The sequence below is a fragment of the Nitratireductor sp. GCM10026969 genome, assembly GCF_042660605.1.
Classification (GTDB): domain Bacteria; phylum Pseudomonadota; class Alphaproteobacteria; order Rhizobiales; family Rhizobiaceae; genus Chelativorans.
The window spans coordinates 21,972-45,386 of sequence record NZ_JBHSUM010000013.1; the positions used below are offsets into that span (position 1 = coordinate 21,972).

Sequence of the window (23,415 nt, forward strand, 5' to 3'; positions counted from 1 at the left end):
CTTCACTTCCCCGGGCACCGCCACAAGGGTCAATACTGGTCTTCGTAGCGCTTGGCGAGCTCTTCGATATTGTCCGGCGGCCAGTCCGGCACTTCCATCCCGAGGTGCAGGCCCATGGAGGCCAGAACCTCCTTGATCTCGTTCAACGACTTGCGGCCGAAATTGGGCGTGCGCAGCATCTCGGCTTCCGTCTTCTGGATCAAGTCGCCGATATAGACGATGTTGTCGTTCTTCAGGCAGTTGGCCGAGCGCACGGAAAGCTCGAGCTCGTCGACCTTCTTCAGAAGCGCGGGGTTGAAGGCAAGCTCGGTGACCTGCTCTTCCGGCTGTGCCTTCTGCGGCTCCTCGAAATTGACAAAGAGGCCGAGTTGGTCCTGCAGGATACGGGCGGCGAACGCCACCGCGTCCTCGCCCGAGATGGAGCCGTCCGTCTCGAGGGTCATGGTCAGCTTGTCGTAATCGAGCACCTGCCCCTCACGGGTGTTCTCGACCTTGTAGGAAACCTTCTTGACCGGCGAATAGAGGCTGTCGACGGGAATGAGCCCGATCGGCGCATCCTCGGCGCGGTTGCGGTCAGCCGGCACGTAGCCCTTGCCAGTGTCGACCGTGAACTCCATGCGGATCTCGGCATCCTGGTCGAGCGTGCAGATGACGTGATCAGGATTGAGAACCTCGACATCGCCGACGGTCTGGATATCGCCGGCGGTCACCGCACCGGGCCCCTGCTTGCGCACGACCATGCGCTTGGGCCCGTCGCCTTCCATCTTGATGGCGATTTCCTTGATGTTGAGAACGATATCGGTCACGTCCTCGCGCACGCCGGCAATCGAGGAGAACTCGTGCAGCACGCCGTCGATCTGCACGGCGGTCACAGCCGCACCGCGCAGCGAGGACAGAAGCACGCGGCGCAGGGCGTTGCCGAGAGTGAGGCCGAAGCCACGCTCCAAGGGCTCGGCGACGAGCGACGTCTGTGTGCGGCCCTTGGACGTGAACTCGATCTTGTTCGGCTTGATGAGTTCCTGCCAGTTTTTCTGGATCATGAGCTTTTCCTTCCGTTACCCCACCACCATCCAATCGTGGCAGGCGCTCTGGAAACCGCAGAGGAGCGCCAAGAGCGCTCGTACGGTGTGGATCGGTAGCTAGACGCGGCGCTTCTTGCGCGGACGGCACCCGTTGTGCGGGATCGGCGTCACGTCGCGAATGGAGGTAATGGTGAAACCGGCCGCCTGCAAGGCTCTGAGCGCCGATTCGCGGCCCGAACCGGGACCGGAAACCTCGACCTCGAGCATGCGCATGCCGTGCTCCTGCGCTTTGCGAGCACAATCCTCGGCCGCCACCTGTGCGGCGAAGGGCGTCGACTTGCGCGAACCCTTGAAGCCCTGGGCACCGGCCGAAGACCAGGCAATCGCGTTGCCCTGCGCGTCGGTGATGGTGATCATGGTGTTGTTGAAGGTCGAGTTGACGTGCGCGACACCCGACGAAATGTTCTTGCGTTCACGGCGCTTAACGCGTGCGGCTTCCTTGGCCATGGTCTTCCTTTCAGTCGATCTCTACACCGCCGTAATGCCAGCGGCTCCACCTCGGTGAATGGTGAAGTGGTGAATGGTCGCCGGCCAGGACGTTCGGCCCTCAACCATTCACGATTGACCATTCGCCTGATTACTTCTTCTTGCCCGCGATCGGCTTCGCCGGACCCTTGCGCGTACGCGCATTGGTGTGCGTGCGCTGGCCGCGCACCGGCAGCGAACGGCGATGGCGCAGGCCGCGATAGCAGCCGAGATCCATCAGCCGCTTGATGTTCATCGACGCCTCGCGACGCAGGTCACCTTCGACCTGGTACTCGCGGTCGATCGTCTCGCGAATCTGCAACACCTCGGCGTCGGTCAGCTGATTGACGCGGCGCTCTTGGGGGATGTTCACCTTGGTCACGATGTCACGGGCAAGCTTCGGCCCGATGCCGTGGATATATTGCAGCGCGATCACCACGCGCTTGTTCGTCGGAATGTTGACGCCAGCAATGCGGGCCACGTCGGTCTCCTTGGTTTCTACCGCCTGTCCGGCGGTCTGTTGACCCTCGACCGGACAAGACGAAAGCGCCCGGTCCGGCCATCACTCTTTCGACCGGCACCGACCGCTTTGGGATTCAAGCGAATTGGCGCCGTCTTTGGCGGAATCGCGGGGAAAAGTCAACTCCCCGGCGACATTGTTTCAGCAATGGGCGGCAATCCGGCCAGGCAAGGCACGAGCCGCCGCGCTCCACCGCGCTAAATCGATCTCAAAACCTCTTCGATCCTGGAGGTCACCTCGGAGATGCTCGCCATGCCGTCGACGGTGTGCAGCCTTCCCTTGGCATAGTAATAGCCGGTCAGCGGCGCCGTCTTCTTGTAGTACTCGCGCAGCCGCTCCTCGAAGACCTCCGGATTGTCGTCCTTGCGCACCGGCTGCCCCGCGGATTGGGCCTCCTGCGCGCGCTTGACGATACGGCCGACCAGCGCCTTGTCATCGACCAGAAGCTCGATCACCGCGTCCAGCTTCAGTCCGCGTTCGGCCAGCATGTCCTCCACCGCGTCGGCCTGAGCCAGCGTTCGTGGATAGCCGTCGAGAATGAAGCCGTTCGCGCAGTCAGGCTGGTCGATGCGCTCGGCAACGATGGCGTTGACGATCGCGTCGGACACCAGCTCGCCGGCATCCATGACGGCTTTCGCCCGCATGCCGACCTCGGTTTCCGCCTTCACCGCCGCGCGCAGCATGTCGCCGGTGGAAAGCTGCGGAATGCCGTGCCTTTCGACCAGGATCTGCGCCTGGGTCCCCTTTCCGGCCCCCGGGGGCCCGAGAAGTATCAGCCTCATCTTCCTCTTTTGCCCCCCCGAAGCTTCGATTTCTTGATCAGACCTTCGTACTGATGCGCGATCAGGTGCCCCTGCACCTGCGACACCGTGTCGAGCGTCACGCTGACCACGATGAGCAGCGATGTACCGCCGAGATAGAAGGGCACGCCGGTCGCCGAAATAAGGAACTCGGGCAGCAGGCACACCAGGACGAGATAGATGGCGCCGACCACGGTGATGCGGGTCAGCACGTAATCGATGTATTCAGCGGTCCGCTCGCCCGGTCGATATCCGGGAATGAAGCCGGAATGCTTCTTCAACTGGTCGGCGGTGTCCTTGGGATTGAACACGATCGCCGTGTAGAAGAAGGCGAAGAAGGCGATCAGTGCCGCATAGAGCACCATGAAGAGCGGCTGGCCGTGGCCGAGCGTGGCCAGCACCGTCCCTGCCCAGGCGGGCAGCTGAGACGTGTCGGAGAAGCCTGCCGCCGTCGTCGGCAGAAGCAGCAACGAGGAGGCGAAAATGGGCGGAATGACGCCGGCCGTGTTGAGCTTCAGCGGCAGGTGCGAGGTATCGCCCTGGAACATGCGGTTGCCGACCTGGCGCTTCGGATACTGGATCAGAAGCCGCCGCTGCGCCCGCTCGAAGAAGACGATCACGCCGATCACGGCGATCGCCAGCACGATGATGCCGATGATCAGGCCCGTCGACATGGCACCCGTGCGGCCGAGCTCCAGGGTCCCGCCGATGGCCGAAGGCAGACCCGCAACGATGCCGGAGAAGATGATGAGCGAAATGCCGTTGCCGATGCCGCGCGCGGTGATCTGCTCGCCGAGCCACATCAGGAACATGGTGCCGCCGACCAGCGTGATGACGGCGGAAATGCGGAAGAACCAGCCAGGATCGGTGACGATGTTCGCCCCGCTCTCCAGCCCTATGGCGATGCCGTAGGCCTGTGTCGTAGCGAGCAGGACCGTGCCGTAGCGCGTGTACTGGTTGATGACCTTGCGGCCCTGCTCGCCCTCCTTCTTCAACTGCTCGAGCGACGGGACGACCGAGGTCATGAGCTGCATGATGATGGAGGCGGAGATATAGGGCATGATGCCGAGGGCGAAAATCGCCATGCGCTCGACCGCGCCGCCGGCGAACATGTTGAACATGCCGAGTACGCCGCCGGATTGCTGCTGGAAGGCCTGTGCGAATGCTTCCGGGTTGATGCCCGGCATCGGAATATAGGTACCGAGCCTGTAGACGAGCAGCGCGCCGAGCGTGAACCAGATTCGCTTCTTGAGGTCCTCGGCCTTGGCGAAGGCCGCGAAATTGAGATTGGAAGCAAGTTGCTCGGCTGCCGATGCCATGAAGAATTCTCCGCTTCGTCACGCGCCCACCGCGCGACCAGGAAAGTGAAAACCGGCTGCCTCGGCCGCGCGGGCCAGATTCGCGACGACAGACGTGCCGGACCTCACTTAGGGCGGATCATGTGCCGCGGCGATGATGCCGGGCACATGTGCCGACGCCCGAAATAGGCCCCACCGGGCCGGGATGCAAGCGGCAGATCGTCCCGCCGCCCGCCTCAGGGGCTATTCGGCCGCTTTCTCCGGTACCTTGACCGAACCGCCCGCCTTCTCGATCTTTTCGACGGCGGATTTCGAAGCCCCGGCGACGTCGAGCGTCACCTTGGCCTTCAACTCGCCGCTGCCGAGAACGCGCACGCCATCCTTGGCACGGCGCACCACGCCCGCCTTGATCAGGGCGGCGGTGTCGATGGTCACCGCGCTGTCGAGCTTGCCCGCATCGATAGCCGCCTGGATCCTGCCGACGGAAACCTCGTTGAAGTCCTTGCCAAAGATATTCTTGAAACCGCGCTTCGGCAGGCGCCGGTAGAGCGGCATCTGCCCGCCCTCGAAGCCCTTGATGGCCACGCCCGAACGCGACTTCTGCCCCTTCACGCCGCGGCCGCCGGTCTTGCCGGTGCCCGAACCGATGCCGCGCCCAACACGCTTGCGCGAATGGGTGGCACCTTCCATGTCCCTGAGTTCGTTGATTTTCATCGCTGCTCTCCTCGGGTTCCTCAGGCCTCGTCCACGACGCGCACGAGGTGCCCGACCTTGGCGATCATGCCGCGCACGGAAGGGGTATCCTCCAGCGTCGAACGGCGGTGCATCTTGTTGAGCCCGAGACCGATCAGCGTTGCACGCTGGTCGCCGGGGCGGCGGATGGGGCTACCGATCTGCTCGACCGTGATCGTCTTGCCCTTCTTCTTCTCAGCCATCTTCGTCATTCCTCACAAGAACCGCGGGCGCCTACTCTTCCGCGCCGGCCGCCACCGCACCGCGGCGGGCCTGCAGGGTCGAATACTTGATGCCGCGATGGGCGGCGATGTCCTTCGGATGCATCTGGCTCTTCAGCGCATCGAAGGTAGCGCGCACCATGTTGTAGGGGTTCGCGGAGCCGAGCGACTTGGCGACCACGTCCTGCACCCCGAGCATTTCAAAGACGGCGCGCATGGGGCCGCCGGCAATGATCCCGGTACCGGGCTTGGCGGCGCGCAGATGGACGCGGCCCGCGCCGTGGCGGCCGTCCACGTCGTGATGCAGGGTGCGGCCGGCCCTGAGGGGCACGAAGATCATGTCGCGCTTGGCCGCCTCGGTCGCCTTGCGGATCGCCTCCGGCACCTCGCGGGCCTTGCCGTGGCCGAAACCGACGCGGCCCTTCTGGTCGCCGACGACGACGAGTGCGGCGAAGCCGAAGCGGCGGCCACCCTTGACCACCTTGGCAACGCGGTTGATGTGAACGAGCTTGTCGACGAACTCGCTGTCGCGCTCATCGCGATCGCGGCGGTCGTCCCTGCGGCCTTGTGCCATTGTCCTTGTCCTTGTTCTTTTCCGGTAGCACGGGGTTGAGTTATGTGCCGGACGCAAACGGGCGTCCGGCGGCGGTTAGAAGCTCAGCCCACCCTCGCGGGCGGCGTCGGCCAGCGCCTTGACGCGGCCGTGATACAGATAGGCGCCGCGGTCGAAAACGACGTTCTCGACCCCAGCCTTCTTGGCACGCTCGGCGATCAGCTTACCGATCTCGGTCGCCGCCGACACATCGGCGCCGGTCTTCAGCTTGCCCCGCAAGTCCTTCTCGAGCGTGGAGGCGGCAGCCAGCGTGTGGCCCTTCACGTCGTCGATCACCTGCGCATAGATGTTCTTCGACGAGCGATAGACGGAAAGCCGCGGCCGTCCGTTCGCAACGGCCTTGACCTTCCGGCGAACGCGCCCGGCGCGCCGCGTAACGGATACCTTCGACACCATGATCGCGTTCCCTACTTCTTCTTGCCTTCCTTGCGGATGATGGTTTCACCCGCGTATTTCACGCCCTTGCCCTTGTAGGGCTCGGGGCCACGGAACTCGCGGATTTCCGCCGCAACCTGGCCGACGACCTGCTTGTCGATGCCGCTGACCACGATCTCCGTCGGCTTGGGCACCGTAATGGTGATGCCTTCCGGCGCCTCGTAGTTGACATCGTGGCTGTAGCCCAGCGAAAGCTGCAGCTTCTTGCCCTGCATCGCCGCGCGGTAGCCGACACCGTTGATCTCAAGCCGCTTCTCGAAGCCGTCCTTCACGCCATTGACGATGTTGGCGATCTGCGTGCGCGACATGCCCCATTTCGAGCGGGCCACCTTCGACTGGTCGCGCGGATCAACCGCGATCGCGCCATCTTCGAGCTTCACCAGCACCTCGTCATTGACGACGAATGTCAGTTCGCCCTTGGGCCCCTTGGCTTTGACCATCTGGCCCTCGACTTGCGCCGTCACGCCCTCGGGCAGCGGAACCGGTTTCTTACCTATACGAGACATGGAATCTTGTCCTCGTTCTAATCTCAGAGCTCCGCGGGATCAGAAGATCTGGCAGAGAACCTCTCCGCCGACATTCTGCTCGCGCGCCTCGTGGTCGGCCATCACGCCCTTCGGCGTGGACAGGATGGCGATGCCGAGGCCGTTGGCGACCTGCGGGATCGACCTGACCGAAACATAGACCCGCCGGCCCGGCTTCGAAACGCGGGCGATCTCGCGAATAACCGGGGCGCCATCGAAATACTTCAGCTCGATCTCCAGCTCGGACTTGCCGTTGCCGTAGTCGATCTCGCTGTAATCGCGAATGTAGCCCTCGGACTTCAGCACATCGAGCACCCGGCTGCGCAGCCGCGAAGCGGGCGTGGAGACGGTCGTCTTCTTGCGGCCGATAGCATTGCGGATGCGGGTCAGCATATCGCCAAGTGGATCGTTCATGGACATCTCTCGACCCCTCTCACCAGCTCGACTTCACAAGGCCCGGGATGAGGCCGCTATTGCCCATCTCCCGAAGCGCGATACGCGACAGCCGCAGCTTGCGGTAGTAGGCCCGCGGACGACCGGTGATCTCGCAGCGATTGCGGATACGCGTCTTCGAAGAGTTGCGCGGGAGCTCGGCGAGTTGGAGCTGCGCCTTGAAGCGCTCCTCCATCGGCTGCTGCTGGTCCTTGATGATGGCCTTCAACGCCGCACGCTTGGCAGCGTAGCGATCCACCATCTTCCGGCGCCTCTTGTTCTTCTCGACTGCGCTAACTTTTGCCATTTGGAATCTTCCTTGTGCTCGCCTGCCGTTACTGCCGGAAGGGGAAGTTGAACGCCTTCAGGAGGGCGCGTGCTTCCTCGTCGGTCTCGGCGGTCGTACAGACGATGATGTCCATTCCCCAGATCTGGTCGACCTTGTCGTAATTGATCTCGGGGAACACGATGTGCTCCTTCACGCCCATGGCGAAGTTGCCGTGGCCGTCAAAGCTCTTCGGGCTCAGGCCGCGGAAATCGCGCACCCGCGGCAGCGCCACGTTCACGAGCCGGTCCAGGAACTCGTACATGCGCTCACCGCGCAGCGTCACCTTGGCGCCGAGCGGCATGCCCTCGCGCACCTTGAAGCCGGCGATGGACTTGCGCGCCCGCGTGATGACCGGCTTCTGGCCGGCGATCAGAGCCAGATCCTCGGCGGCGATCGTCGGCTTCTTGGAGTCGCCCGTCGCTTCGCCGACACCCATGTTGACGACGACCTTGTCGATGCGCGGGACCTGCATCTCATTCTTGTACTTGAAGGTGTCGAGCAGCTCTTTGCGCACGACCTCCTCGTACTGCTTCTTAAAGCGCGGCTGGTAATCTGCCTTAGCCATCGATCAATTCTCCCGAGCGCTTCGCCACGCGCAGCTTCTTGCCGTCCTCCTTCAGGCGGAAACCGACGCGGGTCGGCTTGCCGTCCTTGGGGTCGGCCAGCGCCAGATTCGACACGTGAATCGGCGCTTCCTTGGTAATGATGCCGCCTTCGGACTGCGCGGACTGCTTCTGATGCCGGCGCACGATATTGACGCCGCGAACCAGCGCCTTCTCTTCCTTCGGCATCATCTTCAAAACTTCACCGGAACGACCCTTGTCGCGGCCGGCCAGCACGACGACCTTGTCGCCCTTCTTGATCTTCTGCATTTCCGGCCTCCTTCAGAGCACTTCCGGCGCCAGGGAGATGATCTTCATGTGGTTCCTGGCGCGCAGTTCGCGCGGAACCGGTCCGAAGATACGCGTGCCCACCGGCTCTCGCTTATTGTCGACAAGAACGGCCGCATTGTTGTCGAAACGAATGACGCTGCCGTCGGAACGGCGAATGTCCTTCGCCGTGCGCACGACCACCGCCTTCATCACGTCGCCCTTCTTCACCCGGCCGCGCGGGATGGCCTCCTTCACGGAGACGACGATCACGTCCCCCACCGAGGCATATTTCCGCTTCGAGCCGCCGAGCACTTTGATGCACATGACACGACGGGCGCCCGAGTTATCCGCCACGTCGAGGTTTGTTTGCATCTGTATCATGACTGGCCGCCTTCTATTCTTTTCCGGAAGGCCGGCTGCCTTCCGATTCTTCCAACCGTTATTGTGCCTGGGCTTCGTTCACGACGATCCAGCACTTTTCCTTCGAAATCGGGCGCGTCTCCTGGATCAGCACCGTGTCGCCGACCTTGCACGCATTGTTCTCATCATGTGCCTTGTACCGCTTCGAGCGGCGCACCGTCTTCTTCAGGAGCGGATGGGCGAACCGTCGCTCGACACGGACGACGATCGTCTTGTCGCTCTTGTCGCTTACCACGGTGCCTTGCAAAACGCGCTTTGGCATCTTCGTCCTCAGGCCTTCTTGCCGGCCGCTTTATCAGCGGCAATTGTCTTGATGCGCGCAATGTCACGGCGAACATGCTTGACCCGCGCGGTTTTCTCCAACTGCCCCGTCGCCTTCTGGAAACGGAGGTTGAACTGTTCCTTCTTCAACTTGGCCAACTCGTCGTCGAGCTGGTCGGGCGTCATCGCCCTCACGTCTGCGGCCTTCATGGCGTCGTCTCCTACTCTGCGATGCGCTGGATGAAGCGCGTCTTGACCGGGAGCTTGGCTGCGCCCAGGCGCAACGCCTCGCGCGCTATCTCGTCGGAGACGCCGTCGATCTCGAACATGACGCGACCCGGCTTCACCCGGCACGCCCAGTAATCGACCGAGCCCTTGCCCTTGCCCATGCGCACCTCGGTCGGCTTGGAGGTGACCGGCACATCGGGGAAGATGCGGATCCAGACGCGCCCCTGGCGCTTCATGAAACGCGTGATGGCGCGGCGGGCGGCCTCGATCTGGCGCGCGGTGACGCGCTCCGGCTCCATCGCCTTGAGGCCGTAGGAACCGAAGTTCAGCTCCGTTCCGCCCTTGGCGATACCGTGGATACGCCCCTTGAACTGTTTGCGGAACTTCGTGCGCTTTGGCTGCAGCATCTTCTACTCCATTCCGTCAGGCGTTCTCGCGGCGACGGCCGCCGCCCTGTTCGCCTTCGACCGCACGGCGTTCCGACGCCATGGGATCGTGCTCCATGATTTCGCCCTTGAAGACCCACACCTTCACGCCGCAGATCCCGTAGGCGGTCTTCGCCTCGGCCGTGCCGTAATCGATGTCCGCCCGCAGCGTGTGCAGCGGAACGCGGCCTTCGTGATAGCGCTCGACACGCGCGATCTCCGCACCGCCAAGGCGCCCGCCGCACTGGATGCGGATGCCCTCGGCGCCGAGCCGCAGGGCCGACTGCATGGCCCGCTTCATGGCGCGGCGGAAGGCAACGCGGCGCTCGAGCTGCTGGGCGATCGACTGGGCGATCAGCGTCGCATCGATCTCCGGCTTGCGCACCTCGACGATGTTCAAATGCGTCTCGGCATTCGTCATCTGCGAGATCTTGCGGCGCAGCTTCTCGATGTCGGCGCCCTTCTTGCCGATGATCAGCCCCGGGCGCGCCGAGTGAATGGTCACGCGGCACTTCTTGTGCGGACGCTCGATGACGACCTTGGAAACCGCCGCCTGCTTGAGCTCCTTCAGGATGTATTCCCGGATCTTCACATCCTCATGCATCAGATTCCCGTATTCCGCATTGTCCGCGAACCAGCGCGAATCCCAGGTGCGGTTGATGCCGAGCCGGAGACCGGTTGCGTTGACTTTCTGGCCCATTAGGCGGCCTCCACTTGCTCTTCGACTTCTCGAACCACGATCGTCAGGTTCGAGAACGGCTTCTCGATACGGTTGGCGCGGCCGCGGCCACGCGCATGGAAGCGCTTCATGACGATCGACTTTCCGACATAGGCCTCCGCCACCACGAGCGCGTCCACGTCGAGGTCGTGGTTGTTCTCGGCATTGGCGATCGCCGATTCCAGCGTCTTCCTGACGGTGCCGGCGATACGCTTGCGCGAGAACTCCAGGTCGGCGAGCGCATTCGAGACCTTCTTGCCGCGGATCATCGCCGCAACGAGGTTCAGCTTCTGCGGGCTGACGCGAATGGTGCGCAGAACGGCACGCGCCTCGTTGTCCTTGAGCCTGCGTGGCGCTTTGGCCTTGCCCATGGTTACTTCCTCTTTGCCTTCTTGTCCGCCCCGTGGCCGTAATAGGTGCGGGTCGGAGCGAATTCACCCAACTTGTGGCCCACCATCTCTTCCGACACGAGCACCGGAATATGCTTCTGGCCGTTGTAGACGCCGAAGGTCAGCCCCACGAACTGAGGCAGGATGGTGGAGCGGCGGCTCCAGGTCCTGATGACCTCCTTGCGCCCGCTTTCGCGCGACTTGTCGGCCTTCTTCAGCAGGTAGCCGTCGACGAAGGGGCCTTTCCAGACTGATCGGGTCACGGTTCCCTACCTTTCCTTACTTCTTGCGCTGATGACGCGAGCGCATGATGAACTTGTCGGTCGCCTTGTTGGACCGCGTCTTCATGCCCTTGGTGGGCTTGCCCCAGGGCGACACCGGATGGCGGCCGCCCGAGGTGCGGCCTTCACCGCCGCCATGCGGGTGATCGACCGGGTTCATGGTTACGCCGCGGTTGTGCGGGCGCTTGCCCATCCAGCGCTTGCGGCCCGCCTTGCCGAGGCTGACATTGCCGTGATCGGGGTTCGACACGGCGCCGACGGTGGCAAGGCAGCCACCCGGGACGAGGCGCTGCTCGCCGGAATTCAGGCGCAGGATCGCCCTGCCCTGGTCACGGCCCACGAGCTGCGCGTATGCACCGGCGGAACGGGCGATCTGGCCGCCCTTGCCCGGCTTCATCTCCACATTGTGGACGATGGTACCGACGGGCATGACCGCCAGCGGCATGGCATTGCCCGGCTTCACGTCGACGCTCTTCTCCGAGGAGATGACGCGATCGCCCACGGACAGCCGCTGCGGGGCCAGGATGTAGGACAGCTCGCCGTCGTCATAGCGCACGAGCGCAATGAAGCCCGTCCGGTTGGGATCATATTCCAGCCGCTCGACGACGCCGGAAACGTCGAACTTGCGGCGCTTGAAATCGATCAGCCGGTAGGCACGCTTGTGTCCGCCGCCCTGGAATCGCGCGGTGACGCGGCCGGTGTTGTTGCGCCCGCCCTTGCCGGTGAGGCCAACGGTCAGCCCCTTCACCGGCTTGCCCTTGTAAAGGCCGGAGCGGTCGACGATCACCAGCTGGCGCTGGCCCGGCGTGACCGGTTTATAGTTCTTGAGTGCCATATCCTAAATCCTCGCGGCCTCTCAAAGACCCGTCGCGATGTCGATCGAATGGCCCTCGGCCAGGGTGACGACCGCCTTCTTGACGTCGCTCTGCCGACCGATGGTGCCGCGAAAACGCTTCACCTTGCCCTTGCGCACAAGCGTGTTGACGCCCTTGACCTTGACGTTGAACAGCGCTTCCACCGCCGCCTTGATCTCGGGCTTCGTAGCCTTGCGTGCCACGTTGAAGACCACCTGGTTGTTCTCCGCGGCCAATGTCGTTTTCTCGGTGACCGCCGGGCTGACGATCACGTCGTAGTGGCGAAGATCCGTCATTTGAACCGCTCCTCGAGGGCCTCGACCGCGGCCTTGGAAAGCACCAGCTTCCCGCGGCGCAGGATGTCGTAGACGTTGATGCCCTGAATCGGCAGCACGTCGATATTGGGAATGTTCGCCGCCGCGCGCTTGAAGCCGGCGTCGATCTCGGCCCCGCCCACCATGAGCGCGTTGTCGAGACCGAGCTTGGCGAAGTTCTCCACCAGCGCCTTCGTCTTGCCGTCCGCGAGCGCCAACTCGTCAATGACGATGATGTCGTCCGCCTTGGCTTTTGCCGAAAGCGCATGCTTCAGGCCGAGCGCCCGCACCTTCTTCGGCAGTTCGTGGGCATGGCTGCGCACGACCGGACCATGCGCCTTGCCGCCGCCGCGGAACTGCGGCACACGCGCCGAGGAGTGGCGGGCGCGGCCGGTGCCCTTCTGGCGATACATCTTGGCGCCGGTGCGCGCGATCTCCGCGCGGCCCTTGGTCTTGTGCGTGCCCTGCTGGCGCTTGGCGAGCTGCCAGCGCACGACACGATGCAGAATGTCCTCGCGCGGATCCAGTCCGAAGATGGCATCGGAAAGCTTCAGCTTCCCGGCATCCTTGCCCGCGAGGGTCGTTACTTTGAGATCCATTATTCTGCCCCCTCGCTGGCGGCGCCTTCGGCCTTGACGGCATCGTTCTGCGCAGCGGCACGAATGGCGCCGGGCTGCGGCGCGTTGTCCGGAAGCGGCGCCTTCACCGCGTCACGCACCATGATCCATGCACCTTTGGAGCCCGGAACGGCGCCGCGGACCAGAATGAGGCCACGCTCGGTATCGGTGGAAACCACTTCCAGGTTCTGGCTCGTGACACGCCGGGCACCCATGTGGCCGGCCATCTTCTTGCCCTTGAACACCTTTCCGGGATCCTGCCGCTGGCCGGTCGAGCCGTGCGCGCGGTGCGAGACCGAGTTGCCGTGCGTGGCACGACCGCCGCCGAAATTGTGGCGCTTCATGACACCCTGGAAGCCCTTGCCGATCGACGTCCCCGTCACGTCGACCTTCTGGCCGGCGACGAAGTGATCAGCCGTGATCTCCGCTCCCACATCGAGCAGATTGTCGGGCGACACCCGAAACTCGGCCAGCTTGGACTTGGGCTCGACATGAGCGGCGGCAAAGTGACCGCGCAGCGGCTTTGGGGTGTTCTTCACCTTGGCCAGCCCCACGCCGAGCTGAACGGCGGTGTAGCCGTTCTTCTCCTCGGTGCGCTGGGCCACGACCTGGCAATTCTCCATGCGCAGCACCGTGACGGGGATGTGCTCGCCCGCCTCGTTGTAGACCCGCGTCATCCCGATCTTCTGTGCAATAACACCTGAACGCATCGGTTCGATTTCCTTTCAGGCTTCCCGCCGCCCGGCCGCTCGAGGCCCGGCGCGGGGTCCTACCTTGTCTTCCGCCTACAACTTGATCTCGACGTCGACACCAGCGGCGAGATCCAGCTTCATCAGCGCGTCCACCGTCTGCGGCGTCGGATCCACGATATCCAGAAGACGCTTGTGGGTCCGCATCTCGAACTGCTCGCGGCTCTTCTTGTCGATATGCGGCGAGCGGTTCACCGTGAATTTCTCGATCCGCGTCGGCAGCGGGACGGGGCCACGGACATTTGCGCCGGTGCGCTTTGCCGTGGACACGATCTCGCGTGTGGAGGCGTCGAGCACCCGGTGGTCGAACGCCTTGAGGCGGATCCGGATATTCTGTCCGTTCATCTCTCAGTTCCTTGTTGGACCGCGGCGCGGGTCACCCGCGCCGCGCCGGATGCTTGCCCGTTTACTCGGTGATTGCGGCGACGATGCCGGCGCCGACGGTGCGGCCGCCTTCGCGGATGGCGAAGCGCAGGCGCTCCTCCATGGCGATCGGCACGATCAGTTCCACGTCCACCGTGATGTTGTCGCCCGGCATCACCATCTCCGTCCCCTCCGGCAGCGTCACCACCCCCGTCACGTCCGTCGTGCGGAAGTAGAACTGCGGACGGTAGTTCGTGAAGAACGGCGTGTGGCGACCGCCCTCCTCCTTCGTCAGGATGTAGGCCTCCGCCTTGAACTTCGTGTGCGGCGTCACCGAGCCCGGCTTGGCCAGAACCTGGCCGCGCTCGACGCCCTCGCGCTCCACACCGCGCAGAAGCGCGCCGATGTTGTCGCCCGCCTGCCCCTGGTCCAGGAGCTTGCGGAACATCTCGACGCCCGTGCACGTCGTCTTCGACGTCGGCCGGATGCCGACGATCTCGATCTCGTCGCCGACCTTGATCACCCCGCGCTCCACGCGGCCCGTCACAACCGTCCCGCGGCCCGAAATCGAGAACACGTCCTCGATCGGCATCAGGAACGGCTGGTCGATCGGACGCTCCGGCGTCGGGATGTACGCGTCCACCTGCTTCATCAGCTCGCGGACCGCATCCTCGCCGATCTCCTTGTTCGAATCCTCGAGCGCGGCAAGCGCCGAGCCCTTGACGATCGGAATGTCGTCGCCCGGAAACTCGTACGCCGAAAGAAGCTCGCGAACCTCAAGCTCGACAAGCTCCAGAAGCTCCGGATCGTCAACCTGGTCCACCTTGTTCAGGAACACCACGATCGCCGGAACGCCAACCTGGCGCGCCAGAAGAATGTGCTCGCGCGTCTGCGGCATCGGGCCGTCCGCCGCCGAAACAACCAGGATCGCCCCGTCCATCTGCGCCGCGCCCGTGATCATGTTCTTCACGTAGTCCGCGTGCCCCGGGCAGTCGACATGCGCATAGTGCCGCGCATCCGTCTCGTACTCGACATGCGCCGTCGAAATCGTGATCCCGCGCGCCTTCTCCTCAGGCGCAGCGTCAATCTGATCATAGGCCCGGAAGTCGCCGAAAAACTTCGTGATCGCTGCCGTCAGCGTCGTCTTCCCGTGGTCAACGTGACCGACCGTCCCGATGTTCACATGCGGCTTCGTGCGCTCGAATTTACCTTTGGCCATGTGAGGTCTCCGTTATTTTCCGCCTTTTCAGGCCTTTCCTTCCCGTGAGGTCGCCCGACCGGATCACGCGAACTTCTTTTGGATCTCCTGCGCCACCGCGCTGGGAACCGGCTCGTAGTGGTCGAACTGCATCGTGTACTGGGCACGGCCCTGGGACATCGAGCGCAGATTGTCGACATATTTGAACATGTTTGCGAGCGGCACCATGGCGTTGACCACGGTGGCGATGCCGCGCGCCTCGGTGCCCTGAATCTGCCCGCGGCGGGAGTTCAGGTCGCCGATGACGTCGCCCATATACTCTTCAGGCGTCACGACCTCGACCTTCATGATCGGCTCGAGAAGCTGCGCGCCCGCTTTCTGCGCACCTTCGCGGAAGGCCGCCCGGGCGGCGATCTCGAAGGCGAGCACCGAAGAGTCGACATCGTGGTAGGCGCCGTCCACCAGCGTGGCCTTCACGCCCAGCATCGGAAAGCCCGCGACCGGCCCGGAGGACAGGACGCTCTCGATGCCCTTCTGCACACCGGGGATGTACTCCTTCGGCACGGAGCCGCCGACGATCTTGGATTCGAAAACGAAATCCTCGCCTTCCGGATTGGGCTCGAACACCAGCTTGACGCGGGCGAACTGGCCCGATCCACCGGTCTGCTTCTTGTGGGTATAATCCACCTCGGCCGCCTGCGTGATGGTCTCGCGATAAGCCACCTGCGGGGCGCCGACATTGGCCTCGACCTTGAACTCGCGCTTCATGCGATCGATGATGATGTCGAGGTGAAGCTCGCCCATCCCGAAGATGCGCGTCTGGCCCGACTCCTCGTCGCTTTTGACGCGGAAGGAGGGGTCCTCGGCGGCGAGACGATTCAGCGCCAGCGACATCTTCTCCTGGTCGGCCTTGGTCTTCGGCTCAACCGCGATCTCGATGACCGGATCGGGGAACTCCATGCGTTCCAGCACAACCGGCTTCAGCGGGTCGCACAGCGTGTCGCCCGTCGTCGTCTCCTTGAGGCCGGCCAGCGCAACGATGTCGCCGGCATAAGCCACATCGAGGTCGGAGCGCGAGTTGGAGTGCATCTGCAGCATGCGGCCGATGCGCTCGCGCTTGTCCTTCACCGTATTCGCCAGCGACACGCCCTTGTTGAGAACGCCGGAATAGATGCGGCAGAAGGTCAGCGAGCCAACAAAAGGATCGTTCATGATCTTGAAGGCGAGCATGGAGAGCGGCTCGTCGTCGGACGACTTGCGCGCCACTTCCGTCTCGGTCTTCGGGTCAATGCCCTTGATGGGCGGAACTTCGACGGGCGAAGGCAGGAAGTCGACCACCGCGTCGAGCAGCGGCTGCACGCCCTTGTTCTTGAAGGCGGAGCCGCAGAACATGGGGAAGAACTGAACGTTGATCGTGCCCTTGCGGATCAGCGCACGCAGTTCGTCGTTGGACGGCATCTCGCCCTCGAGATAGCGCTCCATCGCGCCCTCATCGATCTCGACCGCCGTCTCGACGAGCTTCTCGCGATACTCCTCGGCCTGCGCCTTGAGATCATCGGGAATCTCCAGGATGTCCCAGGCTGCACCCAGGTTCTCCGAGCGCCAGACCAGCGCCTTCATCTCGATGAGATCGACCACGCCGGCGAAATCGCTCTCGGCGCCGATGGGCAGCTGCATGACGAGCGGCGTTGCGCCAAGCCGCGTCTTGACCATCTCGGCAGAGCGGAAGAAGTCGGCGCCGATCTTGTCCATCTTGTTGCAGAAGATCATGCGCGGGACGTGATACTTGTCTGCCTGACGCCAGACGGTCTCGGTCTGCGGCTCCACACCGGCATTGGCGTCGAGCAGCGCAATCGCACCGTCAAGCACGCGCAGCGAGCGCTCGACCTCGATAGTGAAGTCGACGTGCCCGGGCGTGTCGATGATGTTGAAGCGACGCTTCTTGCCGTCGCGGCCTTCCCAGAAGGTGGTGGTGGCAGCCGAGGTGATTGTGATGCCCCGCTCCTGCTCCTGCTCCATCCAGTCCATGGTGGCCGCGCCGTCATGGACTTCGCCGATCTTGTGCGACTTGCCCGTATAGAACAGGACACGCTCGGTCGTCGTCGTCTTGCCGGCGTCGATATGCGCCATGATACCGAAATTGCGGTAATCTTCGATTTTGTAGTCGCGGGCCATGTCAGCTCACCTCTTCAATCCGGCGCCCGGGCGTTACCAGCGGTAGTGCGAGAACGCACGGTTGGCCTCGGCCATCTTGTGCGTGTCCTCGCGCTTCTTCACAGCCGTGCCGCGATTGTTCGACGCATCCATCAACTCGCCCGAAAGGCGCTCGACCATTGTCGTCTCGTTACGGTTGCGCGCAGCCGCGATCAACCAGCGGATGGCCAGCGCCTGGCGGCGCTCCGGACGCACGTCGACCGGCACCTGGTAAGTCGCGCCACCCACGCGCCGCGAGCGAACCTCGAGGTGCGGCGAGACGTTTTCCAGCGCCTGATGAAAGACCGCCACCGGCTCCTGCTTGGTCTTGTCATGGACCTGATCGAGCGCGCCGTAAACGATCCGCTCGGCGACGGACTTCTTACCGTCAAGCATGATGGCGTTCATGAACTTGGTCACAACCATGTCCCCAAACTTCGGGTCCGGGTTGATCTCACGCTTTTCTGCACGGTGACGTCGGGACATCTTCTTCGTCTCTCACCTTCATGGCCCGGCGCCACATAAAAAGCGCCGAAGCCGGGAAACCCTTACTTCGGACGCTTAGCGCCATACTTGGAGCGGCGCTGCTTGCGGCTTTTCACACCCTGCGTGTCGAGCACGCCGCGGATGATGTGATAGCGAACGCCGGGCAGATCCTTCACGCGGCCGCCGCGGATCATCACCACGGAGTGTTCCTGAAGGTTATGCCCCTCGCCCGGGATGTAGCCGATCACTTCGAAGCCATTGGCGAGCCGGATCTTCGCCACCTTGCGCATGGCCGAGTTCGGCTTCTTCGGCGACGTCGTATAGACGCGCGTACAAACACCCCGCTTCTGCGGGTTGGCCTGCATGGCCGGCACCTTGTTACGCTTCACCGGCGCCTTGCGCGGCTTGTTGATCAGCTGGTTTACGGTCGGCATCAAACCTTCCCTTTTTACAATCTCGTGCCTCAGACCCAGGTCCGCTCACGCGAACGGCCTTCCATACGTAAATTCGGGCACCAAAACCGCTCGCCCGCGGTCCTGCCCGAATACATGCAGAGGAAGCGGCTCACCGCTTCATGCCCCGGAAGTCTGTCGCTCGTTAAAACGAACCCTGTTTGAGGCCAGCTCCGGCGCGCGTCGCTCCGGAAGGAAAAGCCTCACATCGGCTCAGACGCGGCGGGTAATACGCGCAACGCGGGCCACCGTCAACCCCGGACCGGCCATTATCTTGCATTGCCCGGCAGATAGACCCCGGCGCACCGTCGCAAACGATCATCCAGCGCCGATATAGGAGGTACGCACCGCGTTTTCCAGGCTTGCCCTGTCCCTGCGGCGGCATAAATGCGACATTGAAGCGGTGTATCGCTGCAGTGCGCCGAAGAGATGGAACAGGAACACGCGATGAACGACAATGAGGAACGGCCCGTGACGATCATCACCGGGCGGGTCTGGCGCGAATCGGGCGCCGCCAGCGAGGGCGTGCATGTGATGCTCGTCGCGCCGGACGACGATTCGGCGGTGCGCATGGCGCTGGAGGCGCTGGCGCAGGAGGGATATGCCGAAGCCGAGCTCGACCAGATCGGCGAAATGGAAGGAGCGCCCGACGAGGAGCCGCACCTTTCCGCCTGGCAAGGCGCCACGGAAGGCGAGATTGCCGTCGTAACCTTCGACGAGCCGGAATAAGATCAGTTCACCGTCTCACGGAAACGGTGACCTGACCAGCCATTTGATTCCACGCAATTCCGGACGGAAACCCGGCTTCAACTTTTCCTGCCTAGCCGCCGATCCTTCAGTAGAAAAGGAAAGCCGCCGGGTCTCCCCGGCGGCTTTTTGCATTGGGTCCGGAAAAGCGGCCGGTTACTCGGCCGGCTGTCCCGACATGTCGGCAAGCGCCCGGTCCATCTCCGAGCCGGACTCCTTGCGCTGCTCGTCGAGGATGAGATCGTCCCGCGAGCGGGCGATGCGCCGGATCTGGGTCATCGCGCCGCCCGTGCCGGCCGGGATGAGGCGGCCGACGATCACGTTCTCCTTCAGCCCCTGCAGCGTGTCGATCTTGCCCGCCACGGCGGCCTCGGTCAGCACACGCGTCGTCTCCTGGAAGGAGGCGGCGGAGATGAAGGACGGCGTCTGCAACGAAGCCTTGGTGATGCCGAGTAGCACCGGCTGGCCTTCCGCAGGCTTCTTGCCCTCCTCGACCAGGCGGTCGTTGACCTCGTCGAACTCGACCTCATCCACATGGTCGCCGGGGATGTAGGTCGAATCGCCCTGAGCGGTGATCTCGATCTTCTGCAGCATCTGGCGGACGATCACCTCGATGTGCTTGTCGTTGATCAACACGCCCTGCAGCCGGTAGACCTCCTGGATCTCGTTGACGAGATAGGAGGCCAGCGCCTCCACGCCCTTGATCGCCAGGATGTCGTGCGGTGCCGGATTGCCGTCGAGGATGAAGTCGCCCTTCTCGATGACGTCGCCGTCCTGAAGGTGGAACGGCTTGCCCTTCGGGATGAGATACTCCACCGGCTCCATGGTCGAGTCGTGCGGCTCGATGACGATGCGGCGCTTGTTCTTGTAGTCGCGGCCGAAACGCACCGTGCCGTCGATCTCGGCGATGATGGCGTGGTCCTTCGGACGCCGCGCTTCGAAGAGTTCGGCCACCCGCGGCAGACCGCCGGTGATGTCCTTGGTGCGCGCACTCTCGGTCGGAATACGGGCGATCACGTCGCCGGGCTTCACCTTGGCGCCCGGCTCGGTCGACAGCACCGCCTCGACAGAGAGCAGGAAGCGCGCTTCACCACCGCGGGCAAGCTTGGCGACCTTGCCGTTGGAGTCGAGGATCGTGATGGCCGGCTTCAGGTCCGAGCCGCGCGGCGTGGACCGCCAGTCGACGACCTCGCGCTTGGTGATGCCGGTCGACTCGTCGGTCGCCTCCTGCACCGACACGCCATCCACCAGGTCCTCGAACGCCACCGTGCCTTCCACCTCGGTGAGCATGGGACGCGTGTACGGGTCCCACTCGGCGATCCGCTGGCCGCGCTTCACCTTATCGCCGTCGTCGACATAGATACGGGCGCCGTAGGTCATGCGATGCGAGGCGCGCTCGTTGCCCCCCTCATCCAGGATCAGCACTGCCATGTTGCGGCCCATGACGACCAGATGACCGTCGGAGTTGCGCACCACGTTGCGGTTGCGGATCTTGACCGTGCCCTCGAAGGAAGCCTCCAGGAAGGACTGGTCGACCACCTGCGCCGTGCCGCCCATATGGAAGGTGCGCATGGTGAGCTGGGTGCCCGGCTCGCCGATCGACTGGGCGGCGATGACCCCGACCGCCTCGCCGATATTGACCGGCGTGCCGCGCGCCAGATCGCGCCCGTAGCAGACCGCGCAGACGCCGTTGCGCACCTCGCAGGTGAGCGCGGAGCGAATACGCACCGTCTGGATGCCGGCGGCCTCGATGGCTTCCACGTCGCGCTCGTCGATGAGGCGCCCGGCAGACACGATCACCTCGTCCGTCGCCGGATCAACCACGTCCTCGAGAGCGGTGCGGCCCAGCACTCGCTGGCCGATGGATGCCACCACCTGACCGGCATCGACGATGGGCTGCATGGTGAGGCCCTTGTCGGTGCCGCAGTCGGACACCGTGACGATGCAGTCCTGCGCCACGTCGACGAGACGGCGGGTCAGATAGCCGGAGTTGGCCGTCTTCAGCGCCGTGTCGGCGAGGCCCTTGCGCGCGCCGTGGGTGGAGTTGAAGTACTCCATCACGGTCAGGCCTTCCTTGAAGTTCGAGATGATCGGCGTCTCGATGATGGAGCCGTCCGGACGCGCCATCAGGCCGCGCATGCCGGCAAGCTGGCGCATCTGCGCCGGCGAGCCGCGGGCGCCCGAATGGGACATCATGTAGATCGAGTTCATCGGCTTCTGCCGCTCGTTCTCGTCGAACTCGATCGCCTTGATGCGCTTCATCATCTCGTCGGCGACCTTCTCGGAGCACTTGGCCCACGCGTCGACGACCTTGTTGTACTTCTCGCCCTGGGTGATCAGGCCGTCATTGTACTGCTGCTCGTATTCCTTGGCGAGCGCCTCGGTCTCGGCGATCAGTTTCTCCTTGCTGTCGGGGATCAGCATGTCGTCCTTGCCGAAGGAGATGCCTGCCTTGCACGCCTGGCCGAAACCGAGCGCCATGATCCGGTCGCAGAAGATCACCGTCTCCTTCTGCCCGCAGTGGCGATAGACCGTGTCGATCATCTTGGAGATGTTCTTCTTGGTCAGCTCCTGGTTGCAGATGTCGAACGGCACGTTCGGGTTCTTCGGCAGAAGCTCGCCGACGATCATGCGGCCCGGCGTCGTCTGGTGGATCTCGGAAACCGGCTTGCCCTCGTGATCGACGGTCTTGAAGCGGCCCCTGATCTTGGTGTGCAACGTGACGACCTTGTTTTCGAGCGCATGGTGCAGCTCGCCCATATCGGCGAACACCATCCCCTCGCCCGGCTCGTTCTGATTCATGATGGACAGGTAATAGAGTCCGAGAACCATGTCCTGCGACGGCACGATGATCGGTGCGCCGGAGGCCGGGTGCAGGATGTTGTTGGTCGACATCATGAGCACGCGCGCCTCGAGCTGGGCTTCCAGCGACAAGGGCACGTGCACAGCCATCTGATCGCCGTCGAAGTCGGCGTTGAAGGCCGTGCAGACCAGCGGGTGAAGCTGGATCGCCTTGCCTTCGATCAGCGTGGGTTCGAACGCCTGGATGCCGAGGCGGTGCAGCGTCGGCGCACGGTTCAGAAGCACCGGGTGCTCGCGGATCACCTCGTCGAGGATGTCCCAGACCTCCGGACGCTCCTTCTCGACCAGCTTCTTCGCCTGCTTGACGGTGGACGAATAGCCCTTGGCGTCGAGACGGGCGTAGATGAAGGGCTTGAAGAGCTCCAGCGCCATCTTCTTCGGCAGGCCGCACTGGTGCAGCTTGAGCTCGGGACCCGTCACGATCACGGAGCGGCCGGAATAGTCGACGCGCTTGCCGAGCAGGTTCTGGCGGAAGCGGCCCTGCTTGCCTTTCAGCATGTCCGACAGCGACTTCAGCGGACGCTTGTTGGCGCCGGTGATCACACGGCCGCGGCGGCCATTGTCGAACAGCGCGTCGACAGCCTCCTGCAGCATGCGCTTCTCGTTGCGGATGATGATGCCCGGCGCCCTGAGCTCGATCAGCCGCTTCAGGCGATTGTTGCGGTTGATGACGCGGCGGTAGAGGTCGTTCAAATCCGACGTCGCGAAGCGGCCGCCGTCAAGCGGTACCAGCGGACGAAGGTCCGGCGGGATCACCGGGACGACCTTCATGATCATCCATTCCGGACGGTTGCCGGATTCCAGGAAATTCTCCACCACCTTGAGCCGCTTCAGAAGCTTCTTCTGCTTCAGCTCGGACGTGGTCGAAGCGAGATCGGAGCGCAGATCACCGGCGATCTTTTCGAGGTCCATCGCCTCGAGCAGGTGGTGGATCGCCTCGGCGCCGATCATGGCGGTGAAGGAATCCTCGCCATACTCGTCGACGGCCATCATGTACTCCTCTTCGGAGAGGAGCTGGTTTTCCTTGAGCGCCGTCAGGCCCGGCTCGGTCACGATGTAGTTCTCGAAGTAGAGAACCCGCTCGATGTCCTTGAGCGTCATGTCGAGCAGCGTGCCGATGCGGGAAGGCAGCGACTTCAAAAACCAGATGTGGGCGACCGGAGCGGCCAGCTCGATGTGGCCCATGCGTTCGCGGCGCACGCGCGAGAGCGTAACCTCGACGCCGCACTTCTCGCAGATGACGCCCTTGTACTTCATGCGCTTGTATTTGCCGCACAGGCACTCGTAGTCCTTGATGGGACCGAAAATGCGCGCGCAGAACAGGCCGTCACGCTCCGGCTTGAAGGTGCGGTAGTTGATCGTCTCCGGCTTCTTGATCTCACCGTAGGACCAGGACAGGATCTTTTCCGGGCTGGCCAGCGAAATCCGGATGGAATCGAAGGTCTGTGCCGGCGCCTGAGGGTTGAACAGGTTCATGACCTCTTGGTTCATGCCGATCTCCTTTGCGGGGCCACATCGCCCCTTGAATCTCTTGCG

The 23,415-nt window shown here is 63.5% G+C and carries 32 protein-coding genes; 1 reads left to right on the forward strand and 31 read right to left on the reverse strand.

The features are described from left to right. Positions 1–29: 29 nt before the first annotated feature. The 30 genes from ACFP9U_RS05505 to rpsL all read right to left on the reverse strand — a co-directional run bounded on the left by ACFP9U_RS05505 (position 30) and on the right by rpsL (position 18,252). Positions 30–1,040 (reverse strand): DNA-directed RNA polymerase subunit alpha, encoded by a 1,011-nt coding sequence (locus ACFP9U_RS05505; RefSeq protein ID WP_322451441.1) that lies wholly within the window; start codon positions 1,038–1,040, stop codon positions 30–32. A gap of 99 nt (positions 1,041–1,139) precedes the next feature. Beyond that, complete coding sequence (gene rpsK, locus ACFP9U_RS05510) at positions 1,140–1,529, reverse strand: 30S ribosomal protein S11 (protein WP_322451440.1); 390 nt, start codon at positions 1,527–1,529, stop codon at positions 1,140–1,142. Positions 1,530–1,659: 130 nt separating this feature from the next. Continuing rightward, the gene (gene rpsM / locus ACFP9U_RS05515) at positions 1,660–2,028 is read right to left on the reverse strand and encodes a 30S ribosomal protein S13 (RefSeq protein WP_378619670.1); all 369 of its coding nucleotides are present in this window, start codon (positions 2,026–2,028) and stop codon (positions 1,660–1,662) included. A 236-nt stretch (positions 2,029–2,264) separates the two neighbouring features. Next, complete coding sequence (locus ACFP9U_RS05520) at positions 2,265–2,849, reverse strand: adenylate kinase (protein ID WP_378619671.1); 585 nt, start codon at positions 2,847–2,849, stop codon at positions 2,265–2,267. Next, a complete protein-coding gene (gene secY / locus ACFP9U_RS05525) occupies positions 2,846–4,186 on the reverse strand; it encodes a preprotein translocase subunit SecY (RefSeq protein WP_322451438.1) in 1,341 nt (446 codons plus the stop codon). The genes ACFP9U_RS05520 and secY overlap by 4 nt, the downstream gene beginning before the upstream one ends. Before the next feature lie 222 nt (positions 4,187–4,408). Beyond that, on the reverse strand, positions 4,409–4,879 hold the full coding sequence (gene rplO / locus ACFP9U_RS05530; RefSeq protein ID WP_378619673.1) for a 50S ribosomal protein L15: 471 nt from the start codon (positions 4,877–4,879) through the stop codon (positions 4,409–4,411). A 20-nt stretch (positions 4,880–4,899) separates the two neighbouring features. Beyond that, on the reverse strand, positions 4,900–5,100 hold the full coding sequence (gene rpmD, locus ACFP9U_RS05535) for a 50S ribosomal protein L30 (protein WP_378619674.1): 201 nt from the start codon (positions 5,098–5,100) through the stop codon (positions 4,900–4,902). A gap of 31 nt (positions 5,101–5,131) precedes the next feature. After that, positions 5,132–5,692: a 30S ribosomal protein S5 gene (gene rpsE / locus ACFP9U_RS05540; RefSeq protein ID WP_378619676.1), complete on the reverse strand. Its 561-nt coding sequence runs from the start codon at positions 5,690–5,692 to the stop codon at positions 5,132–5,134. A gap of 75 nt (positions 5,693–5,767) precedes the next feature. Continuing rightward, positions 5,768–6,127, reverse strand: a complete 360-nt coding sequence (rplR, locus tag ACFP9U_RS05545) for a 50S ribosomal protein L18 (protein ID WP_322451434.1) — start codon at positions 6,125–6,127, stop codon at positions 5,768–5,770. Positions 6,128–6,138: 11 nt separating this feature from the next. After that, positions 6,139–6,672, reverse strand: coding sequence for a 50S ribosomal protein L6 (gene rplF / locus ACFP9U_RS05550; RefSeq protein ID WP_378619678.1), 534 nt, complete (start codon positions 6,670–6,672; stop codon positions 6,139–6,141). A 39-nt stretch (positions 6,673–6,711) separates the two neighbouring features. Further along, positions 6,712–7,110, reverse strand: coding sequence for a 30S ribosomal protein S8 (gene rpsH, locus ACFP9U_RS05555; RefSeq protein ID WP_378619679.1), 399 nt, complete (start codon positions 7,108–7,110; stop codon positions 6,712–6,714). 13 nt (positions 7,111–7,123) lie between these two features. Next, a complete protein-coding gene (gene rpsN, locus ACFP9U_RS05560) occupies positions 7,124–7,429 on the reverse strand; it encodes a 30S ribosomal protein S14 (protein WP_322451431.1) in 306 nt (101 codons plus the stop codon). Positions 7,430–7,457: 28 nt separating this feature from the next. Beyond that, positions 7,458–8,015: a 50S ribosomal protein L5 gene (gene rplE, locus ACFP9U_RS05565; protein WP_378619681.1), complete on the reverse strand. Its 558-nt coding sequence runs from the start codon at positions 8,013–8,015 to the stop codon at positions 7,458–7,460. After that, entirely contained in the window at positions 8,008–8,322 is a 315-nt protein-coding gene (gene rplX, locus ACFP9U_RS05570) for a 50S ribosomal protein L24 (RefSeq protein ID WP_378619683.1), read from the reverse strand. Before rplX ends, rplE begins: the two co-directional genes overlap by 8 nt. Before the next feature lie 12 nt (positions 8,323–8,334). Next, entirely contained in the window at positions 8,335–8,703 is a 369-nt protein-coding gene (gene rplN, locus ACFP9U_RS05575) for a 50S ribosomal protein L14 (RefSeq protein WP_322451428.1), read from the reverse strand. A gap of 58 nt (positions 8,704–8,761) precedes the next feature. Continuing rightward, positions 8,762–9,004: a 30S ribosomal protein S17 gene (gene rpsQ / locus ACFP9U_RS05580; protein ID WP_322451427.1), complete on the reverse strand. Its 243-nt coding sequence runs from the start codon at positions 9,002–9,004 to the stop codon at positions 8,762–8,764. Positions 9,005–9,012: 8 nt separating this feature from the next. Then, the gene (gene rpmC / locus ACFP9U_RS05585) at positions 9,013–9,213 is read right to left on the reverse strand and encodes a 50S ribosomal protein L29 (RefSeq protein ID WP_322451426.1); all 201 of its coding nucleotides are present in this window, start codon (positions 9,211–9,213) and stop codon (positions 9,013–9,015) included. An 11-nt stretch (positions 9,214–9,224) separates the two neighbouring features. Beyond that, on the reverse strand, positions 9,225–9,638 hold the full coding sequence (rplP, locus tag ACFP9U_RS05590) for a 50S ribosomal protein L16 (protein WP_322451425.1): 414 nt from the start codon (positions 9,636–9,638) through the stop codon (positions 9,225–9,227). 16 nt (positions 9,639–9,654) lie between these two features. Then, positions 9,655–10,356 carry a 30S ribosomal protein S3 gene (gene rpsC, locus ACFP9U_RS05595; protein ID WP_378619685.1) on the reverse strand — a complete coding sequence of 234 codons (702 nt, stop codon included), beginning with the start codon at positions 10,354–10,356 and terminating at the stop codon, positions 9,655–9,657. Next, the gene (gene rplV, locus ACFP9U_RS05600; RefSeq protein ID WP_322451423.1) at positions 10,356–10,745 is read right to left on the reverse strand and encodes a 50S ribosomal protein L22; all 390 of its coding nucleotides are present in this window, start codon (positions 10,743–10,745) and stop codon (positions 10,356–10,358) included. Before rplV ends, rpsC begins: the two co-directional genes overlap by 1 nt. A gap of 2 nt (positions 10,746–10,747) precedes the next feature. Then, on the reverse strand, positions 10,748–11,026 hold the full coding sequence (gene rpsS / locus ACFP9U_RS05605) for a 30S ribosomal protein S19 (protein WP_322451422.1): 279 nt from the start codon (positions 11,024–11,026) through the stop codon (positions 10,748–10,750). Between the two features lie 16 nt (positions 11,027–11,042). Further along, positions 11,043–11,879: a 50S ribosomal protein L2 gene (gene rplB, locus ACFP9U_RS05610; protein WP_378619687.1), complete on the reverse strand. Its 837-nt coding sequence runs from the start codon at positions 11,877–11,879 to the stop codon at positions 11,043–11,045. Positions 11,880–11,900: 21 nt separating this feature from the next. Continuing rightward, positions 11,901–12,194, reverse strand: coding sequence for a 50S ribosomal protein L23 (locus tag ACFP9U_RS05615; protein ID WP_322451420.1), 294 nt, complete (start codon positions 12,192–12,194; stop codon positions 11,901–11,903). Further along, on the reverse strand, positions 12,191–12,811 hold the full coding sequence (rplD, locus tag ACFP9U_RS05620) for a 50S ribosomal protein L4 (RefSeq protein ID WP_378619689.1): 621 nt from the start codon (positions 12,809–12,811) through the stop codon (positions 12,191–12,193). Before rplD ends, ACFP9U_RS05615 begins: the two co-directional genes overlap by 4 nt. Next, positions 12,811–13,539, reverse strand: coding sequence for a 50S ribosomal protein L3 (gene rplC / locus ACFP9U_RS05625; RefSeq protein WP_322451418.1), 729 nt, complete (start codon positions 13,537–13,539; stop codon positions 12,811–12,813). The genes rplD and rplC overlap by 1 nt, the downstream gene beginning before the upstream one ends. A 75-nt stretch (positions 13,540–13,614) precedes the next feature. After that, a complete protein-coding gene (gene rpsJ, locus ACFP9U_RS05630; protein ID WP_007009511.1) occupies positions 13,615–13,923 on the reverse strand; it encodes a 30S ribosomal protein S10 in 309 nt (102 codons plus the stop codon). Positions 13,924–13,984: 61 nt separating this feature from the next. Continuing rightward, on the reverse strand, positions 13,985–15,160 hold the full coding sequence (tuf, locus tag ACFP9U_RS05635; protein WP_378619691.1) for an elongation factor Tu: 1,176 nt from the start codon (positions 15,158–15,160) through the stop codon (positions 13,985–13,987). A 63-nt stretch (positions 15,161–15,223) separates the two neighbouring features. Then, on the reverse strand, positions 15,224–17,314 hold the full coding sequence (gene fusA / locus ACFP9U_RS05640; RefSeq protein WP_378619693.1) for an elongation factor G: 2,091 nt from the start codon (positions 17,312–17,314) through the stop codon (positions 15,224–15,226). 33 nt (positions 17,315–17,347) lie between these two features. Then, on the reverse strand, positions 17,348–17,818 hold the full coding sequence (rpsG, locus tag ACFP9U_RS05645; protein WP_322451407.1) for a 30S ribosomal protein S7: 471 nt from the start codon (positions 17,816–17,818) through the stop codon (positions 17,348–17,350). A 62-nt stretch (positions 17,819–17,880) separates the two neighbouring features. Next, entirely contained in the window at positions 17,881–18,252 is a 372-nt protein-coding gene (gene rpsL / locus ACFP9U_RS05650; RefSeq protein ID WP_159593254.1) for a 30S ribosomal protein S12, read from the reverse strand. Between the two features lie 465 nt (positions 18,253–18,717). On the opposite strand from rpsL, the gene ACFP9U_RS05655 reads away from it, so the two are divergent. Next, positions 18,718–18,999, forward strand: a complete 282-nt coding sequence (locus ACFP9U_RS05655) for a transcriptional regulator (protein ID WP_322451408.1) — start codon at positions 18,718–18,720, stop codon at positions 18,997–18,999. A gap of 174 nt (positions 19,000–19,173) precedes the next feature. Here the strand turns inward: ACFP9U_RS05655 and rpoC are convergent, their stop codons facing one another. After that, the gene (gene rpoC / locus ACFP9U_RS05660; protein WP_378619694.1) at positions 19,174–23,370 is read right to left on the reverse strand and encodes a DNA-directed RNA polymerase subunit beta'; all 4,197 of its coding nucleotides are present in this window, start codon (positions 23,368–23,370) and stop codon (positions 19,174–19,176) included. Between the last annotated feature and the right edge of the window lie 45 nt (positions 23,371–23,415).

Excerpts from the sequence above, each read along its gene's own strand:
- rplD (WP_378619689.1), bottom strand. The coding sequence starts at position 12,811 with ATGGATCTCAAAGTAACGACCCTCGCGGGCAAGGATGCCGGGAAGCTG.
- rpsN (WP_322451431.1), bottom strand. The coding sequence starts at position 7,429 with ATGGCAAAAGTTAGCGCAGTCGAGAAGAACAAGAGGCGCCGGAAGATG.
- rpmD (WP_378619674.1), bottom strand. The coding sequence starts at position 5,100 with ATGGCTGAGAAGAAGAAGGGCAAGACGATCACGGTCGAGCAGATCGGT.
- rplN (WP_322451428.1), bottom strand. The coding sequence starts at position 8,703 with ATGATACAGATGCAAACAAACCTCGACGTGGCGGATAACTCGGGCGCC.
- rplR (WP_322451434.1), bottom strand. The coding sequence starts at position 6,127 with ATGGTGTCGAAGGTATCCGTTACGCGGCGCGCCGGGCGCGTTCGCCGG.
- rplC (WP_322451418.1), bottom strand. The coding sequence starts at position 13,539 with ATGCGTTCAGGTGTTATTGCACAGAAGATCGGGATGACGCGGGTCTAC.
- rplP (WP_322451425.1), bottom strand. The coding sequence starts at position 9,638 with ATGCTGCAGCCAAAGCGCACGAAGTTCCGCAAACAGTTCAAGGGGCGT.
- ACFP9U_RS05655 (WP_322451408.1), top strand. The coding sequence starts at position 18,718 with ATGAACGACAATGAGGAACGGCCCGTGACGATCATCACCGGGCGGGTC.
- ACFP9U_RS05615 (WP_322451420.1), bottom strand. The coding sequence starts at position 12,194 with ATGACGGATCTTCGCCACTACGACGTGATCGTCAGCCCGGCGGTCACC.
- rpsK (WP_322451440.1), bottom strand. The coding sequence starts at position 1,529 with ATGGCCAAGGAAGCCGCACGCGTTAAGCGCCGTGAACGCAAGAACATT.
- rpsE (WP_378619676.1), bottom strand. The coding sequence starts at position 5,692 with ATGGCACAAGGCCGCAGGGACGACCGCCGCGATCGCGATGAGCGCGAC.
- tuf (WP_378619691.1), bottom strand. The coding sequence starts at position 15,160 with ATGGCCAAAGGTAAATTCGAGCGCACGAAGCCGCATGTGAACATCGGG.
- rplO (WP_378619673.1), bottom strand. The coding sequence starts at position 4,879 with ATGAAAATCAACGAACTCAGGGACATGGAAGGTGCCACCCATTCGCGC.
- rplF (WP_378619678.1), bottom strand. The coding sequence starts at position 6,672 with ATGTCTCGTATAGGTAAGAAACCGGTTCCGCTGCCCGAGGGCGTGACG.
- ACFP9U_RS05505 (WP_322451441.1), bottom strand. The coding sequence starts at position 1,040 with ATGATCCAGAAAAACTGGCAGGAACTCATCAAGCCGAACAAGATCGAG.
- rpsQ (WP_322451427.1), bottom strand. The coding sequence starts at position 9,004 with ATGCCAAAGCGCGTTTTGCAAGGCACCGTGGTAAGCGACAAGAGCGAC.
- rplB (WP_378619687.1), bottom strand. The coding sequence starts at position 11,879 with ATGGCACTCAAGAACTATAAACCGGTCACGCCGGGCCAGCGCCAGCTG.
- rpmC (WP_322451426.1), bottom strand. The coding sequence starts at position 9,213 with ATGAAGGCCGCAGACGTGAGGGCGATGACGCCCGACCAGCTCGACGAC.
- rpsH (WP_378619679.1), bottom strand. The coding sequence starts at position 7,110 with ATGTCCATGAACGATCCACTTGGCGATATGCTGACCCGCATCCGCAAT.
- fusA (WP_378619693.1), bottom strand. The coding sequence starts at position 17,314 with ATGGCCCGCGACTACAAAATCGAAGATTACCGCAATTTCGGTATCATG.
- rplX (WP_378619683.1), bottom strand. The coding sequence starts at position 8,322 with ATGCAGAAGATCAAGAAGGGCGACAAGGTCGTCGTGCTGGCCGGCCGC.
- rpsC (WP_378619685.1), bottom strand. The coding sequence starts at position 10,356 with ATGGGCCAGAAAGTCAACGCAACCGGTCTCCGGCTCGGCATCAACCGC.
- rpsG (WP_322451407.1), bottom strand. The coding sequence starts at position 17,818 with ATGTCCCGACGTCACCGTGCAGAAAAGCGTGAGATCAACCCGGACCCG.
- rplE (WP_378619681.1), bottom strand. The coding sequence starts at position 8,015 with ATGGCTAAGGCAGATTACCAGCCGCGCTTTAAGAAGCAGTACGAGGAG.
- rpsL (WP_159593254.1), bottom strand. The coding sequence starts at position 18,252 with ATGCCGACCGTAAACCAGCTGATCAACAAGCCGCGCAAGGCGCCGGTG.
- rpsJ (WP_007009511.1), bottom strand. The coding sequence starts at position 13,923 with ATGAACGGACAGAATATCCGGATCCGCCTCAAGGCGTTCGACCACCGG.
- rplV (WP_322451423.1), bottom strand. The coding sequence starts at position 10,745 with ATGGGCAAGGCCAAAGCGCCACGCAGGCTCAAGGACAACGAGGCGCGT.
- secY (WP_322451438.1), bottom strand. The coding sequence starts at position 4,186 with ATGGCATCGGCAGCCGAGCAACTTGCTTCCAATCTCAATTTCGCGGCC.
- rpoC (WP_378619694.1), bottom strand. The coding sequence starts at position 23,370 with ATGAACCAAGAGGTCATGAACCTGTTCAACCCTCAGGCGCCGGCACAG.
- ACFP9U_RS05520 (WP_378619671.1), bottom strand. The coding sequence starts at position 2,849 with ATGAGGCTGATACTTCTCGGGCCCCCGGGGGCCGGAAAGGGGACCCAG.